The 15189-nt window shown below is 64.0% G+C and carries 16 protein-coding genes; 5 read left to right on the plus strand and 11 right to left on the minus strand.

Annotated features, from left to right (window positions below; genetic code table 11):
• Window positions 1–123 precede the first annotated feature (123 nt).
• Window positions 124–348: an amidohydrolase family protein gene (locus BMW76_RS40295; RefSeq protein ID WP_177200361.1), complete on the plus strand. Its 225-nt coding sequence runs from the start codon at window positions 124–126 to the stop codon at window positions 346–348.
• A gap of 94 nt (window positions 349–442) precedes the next feature.
• Here the strand turns inward: BMW76_RS40295 and BMW76_RS11685 are convergent, their stop codons facing one another.
• The 3 genes from BMW76_RS11685 to BMW76_RS11695 are packed head-to-tail and all read right to left on the minus strand — an operon-like array spanning window position 443 to window position 2585.
• Entirely contained in the window at window positions 443–1042 is a 600-nt protein-coding gene (locus BMW76_RS11685; RefSeq protein ID WP_090865294.1) for an NADPH-dependent F420 reductase, read from the minus strand.
• 27 nt (window positions 1043–1069) lie between these two features.
• Window positions 1070–1837 (minus strand): SDR family NAD(P)-dependent oxidoreductase, encoded by a 768-nt coding sequence (locus BMW76_RS11690; protein WP_090865295.1) that lies wholly within the window; start codon window positions 1835–1837, stop codon window positions 1070–1072.
• A 13-nt stretch (window positions 1838–1850) separates the two neighbouring features.
• Window positions 1851–2585 carry an SDR family NAD(P)-dependent oxidoreductase gene (locus BMW76_RS11695; protein ID WP_090865450.1) on the minus strand — a complete coding sequence of 245 codons (735 nt, stop codon included), beginning with the start codon at window positions 2583–2585 and terminating at the stop codon, window positions 1851–1853.
• A gap of 106 nt (window positions 2586–2691) precedes the next feature.
• Between BMW76_RS11695 and BMW76_RS11700 the strand changes: the two genes are divergently transcribed.
• Complete coding sequence (locus BMW76_RS11700; protein WP_090865296.1) at window positions 2692–3663, plus strand: LysR family transcriptional regulator; 972 nt, start codon at window positions 2692–2694, stop codon at window positions 3661–3663.
• 270 nt (window positions 3664–3933) lie between these two features.
• Here the strand turns inward: BMW76_RS11700 and BMW76_RS40300 are convergent, their stop codons facing one another.
• Window positions 3934–4119, minus strand: coding sequence for a hypothetical protein (locus tag BMW76_RS40300; RefSeq protein WP_143062249.1), 186 nt, complete (start codon window positions 4117–4119; stop codon window positions 3934–3936).
• 41 nt (window positions 4120–4160) lie between these two features.
• Window positions 4161–5048, minus strand: a complete 888-nt coding sequence (locus tag BMW76_RS11705) for an NAD(P)H-binding protein (protein WP_090865297.1) — start codon at window positions 5046–5048, stop codon at window positions 4161–4163.
• A 196-nt stretch (window positions 5049–5244) separates the two neighbouring features.
• Here BMW76_RS11705 and BMW76_RS11710 point away from each other — a divergent pair, with 196 nt between their 5' ends.
• Window positions 5245–6132: an AraC family transcriptional regulator gene (locus BMW76_RS11710; RefSeq protein ID WP_090865298.1), complete on the plus strand. Its 888-nt coding sequence runs from the start codon at window positions 5245–5247 to the stop codon at window positions 6130–6132.
• A gap of 46 nt (window positions 6133–6178) precedes the next feature.
• Here the strand turns inward: BMW76_RS11710 and BMW76_RS11715 are convergent, their stop codons facing one another.
• Window positions 6179–8662, minus strand: coding sequence for a GcvT family protein (locus tag BMW76_RS11715; RefSeq protein ID WP_090865299.1), 2484 nt, complete (start codon window positions 8660–8662; stop codon window positions 6179–6181).
• Window positions 8663–8873: 211 nt separating this feature from the next.
• On the opposite strand from BMW76_RS11715, the gene BMW76_RS11720 reads away from it, so the two are divergent.
• The gene (locus BMW76_RS11720; RefSeq protein WP_090865300.1) at window positions 8874–9668 is read left to right on the plus strand and encodes a DeoR/GlpR family DNA-binding transcription regulator; all 795 of its coding nucleotides are present in this window, start codon (window positions 8874–8876) and stop codon (window positions 9666–9668) included.
• 763 nt (window positions 9669–10431) lie between these two features.
• Window positions 10432–11115: a response regulator transcription factor gene (locus BMW76_RS11725; protein ID WP_090865301.1), complete on the plus strand. Its 684-nt coding sequence runs from the start codon at window positions 10432–10434 to the stop codon at window positions 11113–11115.
• 91 nt (window positions 11116–11206) lie between these two features.
• Here the strand turns inward: BMW76_RS11725 and bluB are convergent, their stop codons facing one another.
• The 5 genes from bluB to cobA form a co-directional block, all read right to left on the minus strand.
• Window positions 11207–11908 carry a 5,6-dimethylbenzimidazole synthase gene (gene bluB, locus BMW76_RS11730; RefSeq protein ID WP_090865302.1) on the minus strand — a complete coding sequence of 234 codons (702 nt, stop codon included), beginning with the start codon at window positions 11906–11908 and terminating at the stop codon, window positions 11207–11209.
• Complete coding sequence (locus BMW76_RS11735) at window positions 11892–13196, minus strand: cobyrinate a,c-diamide synthase (protein ID WP_090865303.1); 1305 nt, start codon at window positions 13194–13196, stop codon at window positions 11892–11894. Before BMW76_RS11735 ends, bluB begins: the two co-directional genes overlap by 17 nt.
• A 3-nt stretch (window positions 13197–13199) precedes the next feature.
• Window positions 13200–13802: a cob(I)yrinic acid a,c-diamide adenosyltransferase gene (gene cobO, locus BMW76_RS11740; protein ID WP_090865304.1), complete on the minus strand. Its 603-nt coding sequence runs from the start codon at window positions 13800–13802 to the stop codon at window positions 13200–13202.
• A 64-nt stretch (window positions 13803–13866) separates the two neighbouring features.
• The gene (locus BMW76_RS11745) at window positions 13867–14259 is read right to left on the minus strand and encodes a cobalamin biosynthesis protein (RefSeq protein ID WP_245763187.1); all 393 of its coding nucleotides are present in this window, start codon (window positions 14257–14259) and stop codon (window positions 13867–13869) included.
• Entirely contained in the window at window positions 14256–15002 is a 747-nt protein-coding gene (gene cobA / locus BMW76_RS11750; protein WP_090865451.1) for a uroporphyrinogen-III C-methyltransferase, read from the minus strand. Before cobA ends, BMW76_RS11745 begins: the two co-directional genes overlap by 4 nt.
• Window positions 15003–15189: the final 187 nt, after the last annotated feature.

Raw genomic sequence — 15189 nt, forward strand, 5'->3', positions numbered from 1 at the left:
GCAAGCGGCCAACCTGCATGCCGATGCAATGGTGTGCGATATGACTCTTCCGTGGCGCACCCCTGGCTCTCAGGCAATCAAGGACGAAGTGCCCCAGAAACTGCGCGAAGCGGATTCAAGTTTGTGTCCTTCACTGTCGTTGGTGACGAATCTTCTTCAACTCTTGATGCCGTTCGCGCTGTCGCGCGTGACCGGGCGTTCCTTCAGTCACAGCCGGACGAATGCATCCTGGTCGACAAATACGACGACATCCTCCGTGCGAAAAAAGAAGGCAAGGTCGCCATCGGACTGCATTTTCAGGGCACGGTACGGGTGGGGCGTGAACTGAAGCTCGTCGAAGGACCATGAGAGATTTTCCGGCGACGCGCTGTTCGAATGTCTCGGACGTCGGCTGTGCCCGGCAATCGGCCATTCGAATCAGCAAATAGTCGGAAACGGTTGTTCATCGGTCGAACGCGGTCAAGTCCTTGAAGATCAGATGACCCCAGCTTCTCCCGCGTGCATGCACAAGGAGTCCGCCTTCGGAAAGCCCGCCGAGTTGGATGGCAGTGAAACCGAGCTCTTCCGCAAGCGCGCCGATCTCCGCTGCAGCGTCGTCATCGTCGCTCGCGAGGAACACGACCCTTCTGCCACCGTGTACGGCCGGGTCCTGGTCAAGGACGGCAGCGACCAGATGGTTGAAGCCTTTCACCACCCTGGCGCCGGTGAACACCTTCGCGATGAAAGCAGAAGACGGGAGACCGCCCAGTTCCTCAAGCGGGACCTGCGTGTTCATCGCGTCGATGACGGTCTTCCCCTTCCAGTTGGGCAGTGCTTTTGCGACCTCCGGGTGCGACTCAAAACGGACTGCCAAAAAGACGATGTCCGCCTTGACGGCTTCCGCCAGAGTTTGGGGAATAATCGTGGGTCCGATCGCGGCCGCATCGGCTGCGAAGCTTTCGGGGTCGCGCGTGGTTGCAACGGCCACTTCGATGCCGTTGCGGGCGAATGCCCTGGCAAGTGCGTGGCCGATCTTTCCGAAGCCAATGATGGCGTAACTCATATGTTTCTCCTTCGTTTCCCGGCGCAGTCAGAGCTTGTAACCGCCGCTCGCTTCAATCGTTTGGCCGGTCACCCAATGGCCTTCATCGGAGGCGAGGAACGCCACGACGGCGGCGATTTCCGAAGGCTCGCCAAAGCGGCCCAGCGCGATTTGGGCCTCGACCGCCTTGACGAGTTCGGGATTCTCCCGAAAATCGGCGTTCGCATCTGTTCGCGTGAAGCCCGGCGCGACGGCGTTCGCGGTGATGCCACGCGGCCCCAGCTCGATTGCGAGCGTATGGGTCAGGGTGTTGATGGCCGCTTTCGCCATCGAGTAGACGGGCGCAGCCGTCACGGGCTTCGTGGCGGCAGCGGAAGAAATGTTGACGATGCGTCCACCGTCGGAGAGACGATCGAGAGCGGCCTGAATGATGAAGAAGGGCGCGCGGGCGTAGACCGCCATCAGGGTGTCCCAACTCTCCGGCGTCGCGTCCTTGAAGCCAACCCAGCCGGAATTGCCAGCGTTGTTGACCAGAATGTCGAGCGTTTTGCTTCCGTTCCGCCTGGTGAACTCGTCGTCGAGTCTCTCGAACAAAGCCGGGACGGTCGCCGGATCAACGAGATCCGCATGGATCGCGAACGCGGTGCCTCCCGCTTTCCCGATGGCCGCGATCGCCTCGTCCGCGCTGGATTTGCTGGCGTTGTAGGTTAGCGCGACTGTCGCACCATCCTTTGCAAGACGTTCCGCGATGGCGCGGCCAATGCCCCGTGATGCCCCGGTAACGAGAGCTGTTTTGCCCTTTAGCGATCGTGTCATTTGATTTTTCTCCTCAGAGTTGTGCCAGGCCACCGTCAACGGCGACCTCGCTCGCGGTCATGAAGCTGCTGTCCGCGGACGCAAGAAAGGCGGCGACCGCCCCGATCTCCGCCGGATCGGCCATACGCTGGAGCGGCGTCATCGCACCGTAGGCCTTCTGGCCTTCTTCGCCCAGCGCCTCCTTGGCTAGTTCGGTCGCCGTCGCCCCGGGCGACAGCACGTTCACCCGGATGCCGGTGCCCTTCAGGTCCTCCGCCCAGGTCCGGGCGAGGTTGCGCACCGCTGCCTTGCTCGCGCTGTAAGCCGTGAATCCCGGGGCGCCCGTGGTGCCGGCGCTCGATCCCGTCAGGATGATCGAACCGCCTGAACCCATCAGCGGCAGCGCCTTCTGGACCGTAAAGATCGTCCCCTTCACATTGGTGTCGAAGGTGTCGTCAATGTGCTCGGCGGTGATCTGGCCGAGAGGAAGCGGGCTTCCCGCACCAGCGTTGGCGAAGACGATATCGAGGGTTCCGCGCTCGGCCTTCACCGCCGCGTAGAGCCGGTCGAGGTCGGCCAGGTTGGAGACCGAGCCCGTCACCGCGCGGGCATTCGGCCCAAGGTCGGCGACAGCGGCGTCGAGCGCTTCCTGGCGGCGGCCGAAGATGAATACGAAGGCGCCTTCCTCGATGAAGCGCTTCGCTGCGGCGCGGCCGATACCCGTGCCGCCACCGGTGATCACGGCGGTCTTTCCATTCAGTCTGTTCATGTCATGCATCCCTTGAAACGAAAACGACGAACACGATTCTGCGGGACTTGATTCATGAAGCCAATTGACCAAATATGTATAGATTCAATCTACTTTTTAGATATCTATGCTCGACAACGTCACGATCAATCAACTGCGAGCCTTCGTCGCCGTGTGTGATCAGGGAAGCTTTTCCGGGGCTGCACGGGAGCTGAGGCGTGCACAGTCGGCGATCAGCCACGCGATCACCTCGCTCGAGAGCGCATTTGACGTGTTGCTGTTCGAGCGCAACGCTCGCAAAGCGACGCTCACGGCCGCGGGTCGCAGCCTCCTGCCTGACGCGCGCGGGGTGATCTCGCGAACCGAGGAAATGAAGATGCGCGCGGTTGCGATTGCCGAAGCCGGGGTTCCACAAGTTTCGCTTGCCGTGGATACGTATTTTCCGCGTGCGCACCTGATTGAATGCCTGCGCAACGTGCAGGCGGGCTTTCCAACGGTCACGATCAATCTGCGCATGACGACCATGCAGGGCGGAGAGCGTCTGGTTCTCGAAGGCACTTGCGCATTGGCGGTGACGATCACGGACGTCCCGGAGGTGAGCCCAGGCACCATAGAAAGGCAGCATTTATGTGACACCCACATGGTGACCGTCTGTGCGGCATCGCATCCGCTGGCCGCAATCGCGGGGCAGATCCCGCGGGAAGAATTTGGCCGGCACATCCAGCTTGTCGTAACCGACAATCAGCCCGATGCCGAAAAGACACAACAGGGAGTCGCCAGCGAACGCCAGTGGTGGGTGAATGACCTCGGCGCGAAGCATGATCTGCTCAGGGGAGGCTTGTGCTGGGGGCACATGCCGCGCCATATGGTCGAGGAAGATCTCGCGAAGGGAACACTTGTCGAACTCCAACGGCGCGCATGGCACATGCGCCCCCTCACGTTCATGATCTCGCACCGGCGCGGGTACTCGTTTTCCGAATGCGAGACACGGCTGGTCGAGCTCCTTGGCAAATGTCATCCTTCGCAAAGAGTGGGAAGACCAGGCCAGCGTAGTGCGCGCTTGCTGATGGCTTTGCCCGGAGACGTTGTCCAACCGTGACGTGGGCACCGGCCGAGTCCGGCCCGGGAGTTTGACCAGGCGTCTGCCACACAGGAGGTTGCGGCGTCATTGCGTTCGACGAAGTGAGAGTTCGGCTAAGGCCGTACAAAATTCTGCGCGGTCCACGAAACGGTTTTGGCGTTGGTTTCAGGAAGGCAGTCCGCTGGACAAGGCCGTATCACTACTTCGAGGAGAACGAGTGACGCTCTGGCTTCTGTCTCCATCCGCGCAATGGCCTCGCCGATGGCGAGGCCATTTGTTTTTGTAGCTTCAGAAGATCATGAAGTCATCGTTGCAGTCGGGAATCGCGTTCAGCAACTGTTCCAGCCGATACCAGCCGAGCCGCGCGGCCAGGTGCGTCGCGAATGCGTACAGCGCCTGTGCCGCGTCGTGACGCGCGTCAGGGCTTCGAGCCGAAGCGTTCCGGCTCATGCGCAACAAAGTACAGCACTGCATGTGAAGCTCCTCGCAAGAGAGGCGCGCGTATTCGGCAGCATCTAGCGCGCGCCGATCGCGGACACCAGTGCGGCGAACACCTCGTGCAGTTCGGTCCTGCCGAAGTGCCGCTCGCCTGCACCCGCTTCGGCATCGATGCGGCCCGCGTTCTGCGCATCGTAGAGATCGACGATGAGTTGCGCGTGATTGGCATTGAGTCCTGCGCGCAGAAGCGTCGCCGTCCAGTCGCTGCGCGGCAACGCGCGTGCGACGATGGTGCGCCCGGCCACTCCGCTCAATGCACTGGCGACGCCGTTCGCATCGTAGCGCCGGGGGCCTTCGACGCTCACGACGCGGACGGCATCGCCCGCATGCCCATCGATCTGCAACTGCGCGGCAAGCACGCCGACATCGTGCGCCGACACCGACGGGAAAGCCCTGTCGACGGGATGATGCAGGCTCGGCAGCAAACCCGTCGAGAGCGCGGCGGGCAGCACGCGCGCCCAATTCTGCATGTGCTCTGCCGAGCGCAGCAGCGTCAGGCGTGGCACAGCATCGCGGAACGCCGTTTCGAGGTGATGGAACAGCAACGTGATGCCCGTGCCCGTATCGAGCTCGGCGCCATAGTCGGACAGCGCGACGACATGAACCTCGGGATGCTCGCGCAGCGCGCGGGCTGCCACATCGACCGTTCGACGCATCGTGCCGGCGGGATCGGGGTCACGATGCGGCACGGGGCACAGCATCTGCACGCCTCGGGCGCCGACGAGCGCGCGCGTCACCGATGCCTCATCCATCAGATCGCCCAGCACGACCTCACAACCGAGGCGCTCGAGCGCCTCGCGCTGGGCGGGGTTGCGCACAACGGCGCGTACGGCATGGCCCGCGTGCCGCAATGCCGTTGCGGCCGTGCGTCCCACGTTGCCCGCTGCGCCAAAAATCACGAACATCATCCGGCTCCTTGATCGTTCAGATGGCATCGAGCGTAAGCCGCGACGACGTCCGAAGCGCGCATGCAAGGATGCAAAACAGCAGATCCGGATGACGATCTGCGTGCGACGGCAGTCGACATGAATGGGCGGCCTGCAGGCTGGCGCGAAACGAAGCACAATGCGTCAATCTGAACGATGACGGAAGGAGCAGGCGATGAATGCAGTCAACCGTCGGCTGGTGCCGCACTCCGGCGCGCGCGAGAGCTTGCGTTCGAGCGCACCGCTCGGCTGGTCTGGATTCGGCGCGGAACTCGTCGGCGTGGCCGCCGGCGCGCATCGCATTCCGGCGATGGCGCATCATCGCGTTGGCGTGCATGTCGGCGCGCCTGTGAGAGCCGTGTGCCGATGCAACGGCCGCCGTTATGCGCGCATTCAGGCGCATGGCGATGCCGACGTGATTCCGGCCGGGCTTGACGGCGAGTGGTCCGATGACGCGAACTGTACGATCTTGCGCATCTGGATTGCCGACGATTTCGCGCGCGAGACGTTCGACCAGCTCGGTCTGCGCGCAGCCGATGCGCAGATTCGCCCGCAATTCCAGATGCGCGACGCGCGGTTTCAGCATCTGGCCTGGGCCATGCGCGCGGAACTCGAAGCCGAATACGCATCCGATCCCCTCTATGCGGAGAGCCTCTGCACGGCAATGATCGTGCGGCTCGCCGGCGGCGGCGTCCCATGCGACGACAAAAGACGCACACTGTCGCCGCGTGTTGCTGCGCGCGTGAGCGACTATATCGAGTCGCATCTCGACGAACGTCTGACGCTCGCCGGACTCGCTGCGCTCGCCGCACTGAGCGTGCCGCATTTCAAGGTGCTGTTTCGCGAGACGTTCGGCGTGCCCGTACATCGGCATGTCGTGCAGCGGCGCGTGGAGCGAGCGCAAATGCTGCTGTCGCAAGGGCGCCTGAGCGCGAGCCAGGTCGCGCTCGAAACCGGCTTTGCACATCAGAGCCACATGGCGCACTGGATGAAGCGGCTGCTCGGCGTGACGCCGCGCGATCTCACCCGCAACGGCGAGGGACGGCCGATCGTTGCGCGCTAGCGCAGGTGTTGCGTTCGCGCCGCCTGTGATTCAGCCGGCCTGTGATTCAAACTTTCACGCGCGCTGAAGCGGGATCGTACGGCGCTTTGAGATGCAGCGTCGCCGGCAGCAGATCGCCGGCGACGTCGATCTGATAGCGGCCGCTCGTGAGCCACGCTTCGTCGGGCGCGCCATCGTCGTCGCGCTTCACGTAACCCATCGCGACCGGGCAGCCGAGCGTATGGCCGAACGCCGCCGACGTAACGAAGCCCGCCACCTCTCCATCGCGCAGGATCGCCTCGCCGCCCCATAGCATGCGATCGCTTGCGCCGTCTGCGGTGAGCACGACGAGACGCTTGCGCAGCGGCTCGTCGCGCAGTTTGACGAGCGCCTCGCGCCCGACGAACGGAATGTTCTTGTCGAGCTTGCACGCGAACGCGAGCCCCGCTTCGAACGGATTCGTATCCGGCGACAGCTCGCGTCCCCATGCGCGATAGCCTTTCTCAATGCGCAGCGACTCCAATGCATAATAGCCCGCGTTTTTCAGACCGAAACGCGCGCCCGCCCGATGCAGCGTTTCGTAGACGCCCACCGCGAATTCGACGGGCACATACAGCTCCCAGCCGAGTTCGCCGACATACGTGATACGCGTCGCGCGCACGGTCGCGTAGCCGATATCGACTTCGCGGCTCTGCCCGAACGCGAACGCCTCCTTGCTCCAGTCGGCCTTCGAGACGCTCGCGAGCAGATCGCGCGCGCACGGTCCCATCACGGCGAGCACCGCGTATTGACCGGTCACGTCGACGAGCATGCAGTGGCTGTCGTGCGCAATGCGTTTGTCGATCATGTCGAAGTCGCGCGTGGTTTGCGCGGAGCCCGTGACGAGCAGATATTCGTCGGCGGCGAGGCGCGTGAGCGTGAAATCCGATTCGTAGCCGCCGCGCGCGTTGAGCATGCCCGTATAGACGGTCGTGCCCGGCGGCACTGCGACGTCGTTCGCGACGATCTGTTGCAACACGGCTTCGGCATCGCGTCCCTTGACGAGAAATTTGGAGAACGACGTCATGTCGAAGAGCGCAACGCGTTCGCGGCATGCGCGATGTTCGTCGCCGCTCCACGGCAGCCAGTTCTGTTGGCCGAACGCATAGTCGATGCGCGCCTGCTCGCGCGTCGGCGCGAAGAAGTTCGCGCGTTCCCAGCCCATCTTGCTGCCGAAGCATGCGCCTTCGTCCCGCAGCAGCGCATGAAGGGGCGAGCGCCGGAACGGCCGCGCGCTGTCGAGTTCGCGATTCGGCCAGGGCATCGCGTAGTGCAGGCCGAGCGTCTCCTTCACGCGGTCGTGCAGCCACGTGTCGTTGCCGTTGAAGCGCGCGAAGCGGCGAATGTCGACGGGCCACAGGTCCATCGTCGGTTCGCCCGCGACGATCCACTCGGCGAGCGCCATGCCCGCGCCACCCGCCGACGCAATTCCCATCGAGTTGAATCCCGCGCCGACATAGAAGTTGCGCAGCTCGGGCGCTTCCCCAAGGATGAAGTTGTTGTCGGGCGTGAATGACTCGGGGCCGTTGTAGAACTGGCGCACCTGGGCCGTCTCCAGCGCGGGCACGCGTTGCAGTGCGTTTTCCATCAGGATCTGGAATTGATCCCAGTCATCGGGCAGCAACTGGAACTCGAAGTTCTCGGGAATGCCGTTCATGCCCCACGGCTTCGCATCCGGTTCGAAGCCGCCCATCACGAGGCCGCCCACTTCTTCCTTGAAGTAAATGTAGCCGTCCGGGTCGCGCATCACGGGCAGATCGGGATGCACGCCCGCAATCCGCTCGGTGACGATGTAGTAGTGCTCGGCCGAATGGAGCGGCACCGTGACGCCGCATAGGCGTCCCACGGCCTTCGCCCACTGGCCCGCGCAATTGACGACGACCTCCGCCGTGATCGCGCCTTCGTTGCCCGCCTTGTCGCGCCACGCAACGCCGCTCGCCTCGCGGCCCTTGTGGGTCTCGCGCGTGTGGATCGCCGTGACACGCGTGTTCTCGACGATGCGCGCGCCGCGCCGCCGTGCGCCGCGCGCGAGCGCCTGCGTCAGATCGGTTGGGTTCGCCTTGCCGTCGCCGGGCAGCCAGACGGCGCCAAGCAGATCGTCCGTGCGCATCGGCGGCCACAGTTCGCCCGCTTCCTTCGGGCCGATCACATCGCACGTCACGCCATACGCGCGCGCGACGGCGGCCGTGCGCTTCAGCTGCGTCATCCGCTCGGCCGTGCGCGCCACCGACAGCGAGCCGCATTGCTTCCAGCCCGTCGCGAGTCCCGTGTCCGCTTCGAGTTCGGCGTAGAGCGCCGTCGAATAGCGGATCAGCTTCGTCATGCTTTCCTGCGCGCGCAACTGGCCGACGAGCCCCGCCGCATGCCACGTCGTGCCGCACGACAGCTGGCCCTGTTCGAGCAGCACGACATCCGTCCAGCCGAGCTTCGTGAGATGCCAGGCGAGCGAGCATCCGATGATGCCGCCGCCCACGATGACGACGCGCGCCTGCGTCGGAAGATTGGTTGACATGTGTTGGACCTCGTCGAGGTGTGTGGAAGTGAGTTGAAATATGTGGAAATGCGTTGTTGTGTACTCTGCCGCAAAAACGCGCATGACGCAACGTTTTCTGGCGCCGTCGGGCAAGCGAGCAGGGCGGGGTTGTGTGGGATTGTTTGGATTCGTGTTGGCCTCGGGCGGGCGTGTCTGCTAGACTCGCGCCAGATTCCAACCGCCGCTGCCGATGTTCGCTACCCACCGACAGAACGAGATCCTGCGCCTCGTCCGCGCGCAACAGACCTGCACGATCACCGATCTGGCGAACACGTTCGCCGTGTCCGATGAAACGATTCGTCGCGACCTGAAGCCGCTCGTCGCCGAAGGGCTGCTCGTGAAAGTGCATGGCGGCATCATGTTGCCCGCGCAACTCGACGAGCCGCCGTTTCGCCGCCGCATGGTCGAGCAGCGCGACGCCAAGCGCGCGATCGCGGCGCGCATCGCGCAAATGATCGACGACGGCGATTCGCTGCTGCTCGACGGCGGCACGACCTGCGTGCATATCGCTCACGCGCTCGAATCGCATTCGCGCCTGACGGTCGTCACCAATTCCGCCGAGATTGCGCGCCTGCTGGCGCCGCGCAACGGCAACCGCGTGCTGATGGCGGGCGGCGAACTGCGCGCCGACGATGCATCCGCTGTTGGCGAGAGCGCGCTCGCTTTCGTCCGGCAATTCCATGTGCGTTATGCGATCGTGTCGGTGACGGCCATCGACGCGAAGGGGCGCTTCATGGACGCGCAGCCCGCCGACGCCGCACTTGCGCTCGCGGCGTTCTCGCAAGCGGAGCGGCGCGTCGTCGTCGCCGATCACTCGAAGTTCGGCCACAGCGCACTCGCTCATGTATTCGGCCCGGACGGTCTCGACATTCTCGTCACCGATGTCGCGCCGGCTGCGGCACTGTCGAAGGTTCTGTCGGCGGCTGGCGTCGAAACGATCTGCGCGGCCCCCGCGCCGGGTGAAGCAGGCGGGTCCGGCACCTGATCGGGTGCCACGGGCTGCGTCAGCACGCAGACCTGAAGTGCAGCGCCGCAAGAGCCGCTAACGGGATCGAAGGGACCGTCCTGGGCTCGCGCATCGGCCCGTGAAGCCGATAAGCCGCTTATCGCCGCGATCGGCCGATTTAACGAAATGGTTCACCGGCTGCGCAAAAATGAGAGGTTAATTGACTGATTGAATTCGTTCTAATAATCTTCACCCCGATTTAAATCGAATGCGTCAACGGCGACGCTCGAATTGTTAAATCTTCCCGGTAACTGGCACGAACTCTTTATTGCGTAAATGTTAAATCCGCAAAAGGACGTTCGTGATGCAGCGCCGCATGTGCCAGCGGTGTCGTCCGCCGGCCGGTTGTCAGTTGCCTGCCAGTTATTTCTGGTGGCCGAAAAGCTGTGGCATTCCCCGCAAAGCGAGCAGCGGCGCTCGTTTCAGGGCGGCGGCACGATTAGTCTGTGAAGTACTGCAGAAAGCAAAACGCAAGAAAAATCCGCTGGCACCAGGCGGTCAAAAGAAGTCGAATTCGCGCCTCTTATACACCGGCATTTCGATGAGTCGTAATAGGGTGCGAAGGCATTAAAGCAATATCGGGGCTATCAAGGCGTTGTCGGGCAATGAGAAAGAATTGGCCCGCAATCGATGCAGGGCTTGCCGCGCCAATGTGGAATTCCAGTTTCATATTGCCGGTTGTGGTCCTTCATCAATGATTTCCCGGTCGGATGGAAACAACGATTGAGCGTTGCGGGGTTTTATGAGAATTGCAGTTCTGGAGGAGACACAGGCGCAAGCCGATTTCGTGTGCGGGACGCTATCGGCGGCGGGGCACAGCTGCCATGCGTTCGGGAATGGACAGGCGCTGATCGGGCAACTGCGCAGCCAGCCGTTCGATCTGCTCGTGCTCGATCGCGATGTGCCGGGCCTGCCCGCTGACGATGTGCTGCACTGGGTCCGCGAGAATTTCAGCGAGCGTCTGCCCATCCTTCTGATGATGAGCGCAGAGGATACGTCCGACCCGATAGCGGACGTCGACGATTGTCTCGTCAAGCCCATCAGCGCGGCGACGTTGCTCGCGCGCGTCGGCATGCTGCTGCGCGGCGCGGGCCAGGCGCTGGTGGCCGGGAAGGAAGTGTTCGGTGAATACGAATTCGAGCCGGGCTCGAAGCGCGTTCATGTGCGCGGCCATTCCATCACGCTCACGCACAAGGAATTCGAACTCGCGCTGCTGCTCTTCAAGCATCTGAGCCGGCCGCTGTCGCGCTCGCATATTCTCGATGCGATCTGGAAACAGGCGGCGGCCATTCCGTCGCGTACGATGGATACGCACGTGTCGATGCTGCGCACGAAGCTCGGCTTGCGTCCCGAGAACGGCTATCGGCTGATGCCGATCTACGGCTACGGCTATCGGCTCGAACGCATCGAGAAGGGCGACACATAGAGCGGCCCTTAACCCGGCCCGTACCTGGCCCCTTAACTGGTCCCTTACCTGGCCCCTTGACTGGTCCCTTAGCTGGCCCCTTTCTTGGCCCTTATAGCGCATCGTCATGCGCCTGCTGCTGCATCGACCGCGCTTCTTCGCAAGCGGATTTCCGATCGCACCACGTGTTCTCGAAGAGACACGCATCGAGCGGCATGCGTTTCGCCCAGCCTTCCGATTCGAGCATCGGCTCGGGATAGAAACGCTCCACATGCCCGAGACACAGAATGGCGATGGGCCGCGCGCCCTCCGGCATGCCGAGCATCGCCCGCACTTCGTCGGCATCGAACAGCGACACCCAGCCCATTCCAAGCCCTTCGGCGCGCGCCGCGAGCCACATGTTCTGGATCGCGCATGCGACTGAAGCCAGATCCATTTCGGGCAGCGTGCGCCGTCCGAAGATGTGCTTCTCGCGGCCGTCCATCAGCGCCATCACGAGCAGTTCGCCGCATTCGAGCATGCCTTCCACCTTGAGCTTCATGAACTCGTCGCGCCGCTTGCCGAGCGCATCCGCCGTCAGCACACGCTCGCGCTCGACGACGGCATGCAGCTTCTGCCGAAGCGCGGGCTCGGTGATGCGGCCGATCCGCCACGGCTGCATATAGCCGACGCTCGGCGCGTGATGCGCGGCGTCGACGAGGCGCGCGAGCACGGCGGGATCGACGGGCGTGGGCACGAAGTGGCGCATGTCGCGCCGCTCGTAGATCGCGCGGTAGACCGCCGCGCGTTCGGCGTCGTCAAAAGGCTCGGCCATCGAAGAGAGCAGCCGCGAAGGCTGGGTTGGACGGCCAGTAGCCGTGCATGTAAGTGGCGACGATCGAACCTTGGCGATAGACGGCTTCGCCGGGCGCGTCGGACTGTGCGCGCGTCGCGTGACGCACGGGCGCGAGCGGTGTGCTCACGCGCGAGTAGTGAAACGTGTGGCCCGTCAGCGTGCCGTGCACGTTGTCATCGATCTGCTGCATGCCGAGCGCTGTGAAACGCGTCTGCATCGCGGCATGACCGGGCAGCAGGCCGAGCATCGGCGTCGTGACACCTTGCGTGTCGGTCACGCTGTCGAGCAGATACAGCATGCCGCCGCATTCGGCGACGATGGTCTTGTTCGCAGCCGCATGCGCACGGACGGATGCCGCACTGCTCGCATTGGCTGCGAGCGCCGGCGCATGCAGTTCCGGATAGCCGCCGGGCAGATAGAGCGCGCTCGCATCGACGGGAACGGGCTCGTCGGCGAGCGGCGAGAAATACGTGACGCGCGCGCCCAGCGCTTCGAGCAGTTGCACGTTCGCCGGATAGATGAACGCGAACGCCGCGTCGCGCGCGACGGCGATATGCATGCCGTCGAGCAGTCGCGGCAACGGCGCTTCGTGCGCGGGCTCGTCGAATGCCACGACAGGCGGCAGTTGCGCGAGCGCCGTCGACGCCAGCGCATCGGCCGCGCGATCGAGCCGTGCATCGAGATCGTCGATCTCCGCGGCCTGGAGCAAGCCCAGATGTCGATCGGGCAATTCGATCGCATCGCTGCCAGACAGATAGCCGAGCATTTTCAGATCGGCGGGCAACGACTCTTCGAGAATCTGCGCATGACGCGTGGAGCCGACCCGGTTCGCGAACACGCCATGAAACGGCACGTCCGGCCGAAAGCGCGCGAGGCCGAAGGCGACCGCGCCGAAGGTCTGCGCCATCGCTTTCGCTGAAATCACGGCAGCGACGGGGACGTTGAATTTCGCGGCGAGATCGGCGCTACTCGGCGTGCCGTCGAAAAGGCCCATCACGCCTTCGATCAGGATCAGATCCGCGTCGCGCGCCGCTTCGGCGAGCAGCGCGCGGCATGCGTGCTCGCCGACCATCCACAGATCGAGCGACAGCACGCTTGCGCTGCTCGCGCGCGCGAGGATCATCGGGTCGAGGAAATCCGGGCCCGTCTTGAACACGCGCACGTCGCGCCCCATCCGCCGATGATGCCGCGCAAGCGCAGCCGTGATCGTCGTCTTGCCCTGGCCCGACGCCGGCGCGCTAATGAAGAGAGCGGGGCACGCGGACATCGTTCAGAACTCCACGCCGCGCTGCGCCTTCACGTGCTGCTCGCGATACGGATGCTTGACGAGGCGCATTTCGGTGACGAGATCGGCGGCGTCGATCAGCGCGTCGGGCGCGTGACGTCCCGTAATGACGACGTGCAGCATCTCGGGCCGAGCGTTGACGACGGACAGCACTTCATCGAGCGGGAGATATTCGTACTTCAGCACGGTGTTCAGCTCGTCGAGAATCACCATCTGATACTCGCCGCTTTCGATCATGCGGCGCGCTTCGTTCCAGCCTTTGCGTGCCGTCGCGATGTCGGCTTCTCGGTCCTGCGTGTTCCAGGTGTAGCCGTCGCCCATCGTGACGAAATCGCAATTAGCCTGTGCGCCGAGAAAGTCGCGCTCCGACGTATGCAGCGCGCCCTTGATGAACTGCACGACGCCAAGCTTCATGCCGTGGCCGAGCACGCGCACGGCCATGCCGAACGCGGCCGTGGATTTGCCCTTGCCCGTGCCCGTGTAGACGATCAGCAGGCCTTTTTCGATGGTCGCCTGTGCCTGCTTCTTCTCGTGGCCTTCGCGGCGGCGCTGCGTCATGCGTGCGTGCGATTCGGGATCGGTCTTCATCGATTGTCCTTCGTTCGGTGTGTGTCGTTTGAGTGCTGATGGTTGGCGCTGCTATGTGGCCCTGCTACATGGCCCCGATGTCGTCGGCGGAGCACGCGATCGCGACCGTGACGCCGTCGCGCGCGCGTTTGTGCACGAGCAGCCGTCCGTTTCGCGTGGCGAGCAACGCGCATGGTTCGCAGACGCCGTCGACGCCCATATGCTCGCGCACGGCCTGCGATGCATTCGTATGTGCGTCGAGCGCGGCGATCTGTTCCCGCGTAAAGGTGCGCATCGGCAACGCATGGCGTGCGCAGAACGCGACGAGGCCGGGTTCGGCGGCTTTTATATCTACGGTTGCGACGGCCCTGAGCGCTTCGAACGGCAGCATGTCGCCGAGCGCATCGCGCACCGCCGCTTCAATCTGCTCAACCGACACGCCGCGCCGGCAACCGATGCCCACGATGACCTCCGTCATGATGACGCGTGCTGAACGAATGCATCGACGGGCACAGCCAGCGACGCGACGCCGCCGATCACGACGATCGAAGGCGAGCCCAGCCCCGCATCCGCGACCCGCATGGTGAGATCGCGTAACGCCGCGCATACGTGACGCTGCTCGGGCCGCGTCGCCGATTCGATTGCGGCGCACGGCGTATCCGGCGACATGTCGGCGCGCAGCAGCGCGTGAACGATGTCGTTCAGGCGGCGCATGCCCATGTAGATCACGAGCGTCATCCGCGTGGCGGCGAGCGCGGGCCAGTCGGCTTCGTGCTCGCTCGCGCCGTGACCCGTGACGAAGATCACGCCCTGCGCGTAATCGCGATGCGTGACGGGAATGCCGATTGCCGCAGGCGCAGCGATGCCCGCCGTGATTCCGCTGACGATCTCGACGTGTATTCCTTCCGTCTGCAACGCCTGCTGCTCTTCGCCGCCGCGTCCGAACACGAACGGATCGCCGCCCTTCAGACGCGCGACGCTGCGGCCCGCGCGCAAATGATCGAGCATCGTCGCGACGATCGCGGATTGTGGTGTCGATGCGTGGCCGCCGCGTTTGCCGACGTGGACGATCAGCGCATCGTCGCGCGCGAATTGAAGGACTTCGGGATTCACGAGATCGTCGACGAGCACGACGTCGGCCTGCGCGAGCGCGCGGACGGCCTTGAGCGTCAGCAGTTCGACGTCGCCGGGGCCGGCGCCGATCAACCAGGCGCGGCTCATCGCGATCGAAGCGCCGCTGCATGCGCGGGCCTTGAAGAAATGTGGGTCATGCGATGCTGCATCTGATGCGCGGCGCCAATGCCTGAAGTCCACTTATGAACGGGTACAAGCGGGCGTACAGGCAGCGCGTCACGCGTGGGCGCTGGCGTCCGTTTCCCGCGGCTCCAGCGAATGGCGACGGGTTTGG

The sequence above is a fragment of the Paraburkholderia diazotrophica genome (assembly GCF_900108945.1).
GTDB lineage: Bacteria > Pseudomonadota > Gammaproteobacteria > Burkholderiales > Burkholderiaceae > Paraburkholderia > Paraburkholderia diazotrophica.

Coding starts and splice junctions, on each gene's coding strand:
- BMW76_RS11725 (WP_090865301.1), top strand. CDS start 10,432: ATGAGAATTGCAGTTCTGGAGGAGACACAGGCGCAAGCCGATTTCGTG.
- BMW76_RS11720 (WP_090865300.1), top strand. CDS start 8,874: ATGTTCGCTACCCACCGACAGAACGAGATCCTGCGCCTCGTCCGCGCG.
- cobO (WP_090865304.1), bottom strand. CDS start 13,802: ATGAAGACCGATCCCGAATCGCACGCACGCATGACGCAGCGCCGCCGC.
- bluB (WP_090865302.1), bottom strand. CDS start 11,908: ATGGCCGAGCCTTTTGACGACGCCGAACGCGCGGCGGTCTACCGCGCG.
- BMW76_RS11735 (WP_090865303.1), bottom strand. CDS start 13,196: ATGTCCGCGTGCCCCGCTCTCTTCATTAGCGCGCCGGCGTCGGGCCAG.
- BMW76_RS11715 (WP_090865299.1), bottom strand. CDS start 8,662: ATGTCAACCAATCTTCCGACGCAGGCGCGCGTCGTCATCGTGGGCGGC.
- BMW76_RS11685 (WP_090865294.1), bottom strand. CDS start 1,042: ATGAGTTACGCCATCATTGGCTTCGGAAAGATCGGCCACGCACTTGCC.
- BMW76_RS11700 (WP_090865296.1), top strand. CDS start 2,692: ATGCTCGACAACGTCACGATCAATCAACTGCGAGCCTTCGTCGCCGTG.
- BMW76_RS11695 (WP_090865450.1), bottom strand. CDS start 2,585: ATGAACAGACTGAATGGAAAGACCGCCGTGATCACCGGTGGCGGCACG.
- BMW76_RS11710 (WP_090865298.1), top strand. CDS start 5,245: ATGAATGCAGTCAACCGTCGGCTGGTGCCGCACTCCGGCGCGCGCGAG.
- BMW76_RS11690 (WP_090865295.1), bottom strand. CDS start 1,837: ATGACACGATCGCTAAAGGGCAAAACAGCTCTCGTTACCGGGGCATCA.
- cobA (WP_090865451.1), bottom strand. CDS start 15,002: ATGAGCCGCGCCTGGTTGATCGGCGCCGGCCCCGGCGACGTCGAACTG.
- BMW76_RS40300 (WP_143062249.1), bottom strand. CDS start 4,119: ATGCAGTGCTGTACTTTGTTGCGCATGAGCCGGAACGCTTCGGCTCGA.
- BMW76_RS11745 (WP_245763187.1), bottom strand. CDS start 14,259: ATGACGGAGGTCATCGTGGGCATCGGTTGCCGGCGCGGCGTGTCGGTT.
- BMW76_RS11705 (WP_090865297.1), bottom strand. CDS start 5,048: ATGTTCGTGATTTTTGGCGCAGCGGGCAACGTGGGACGCACGGCCGCA.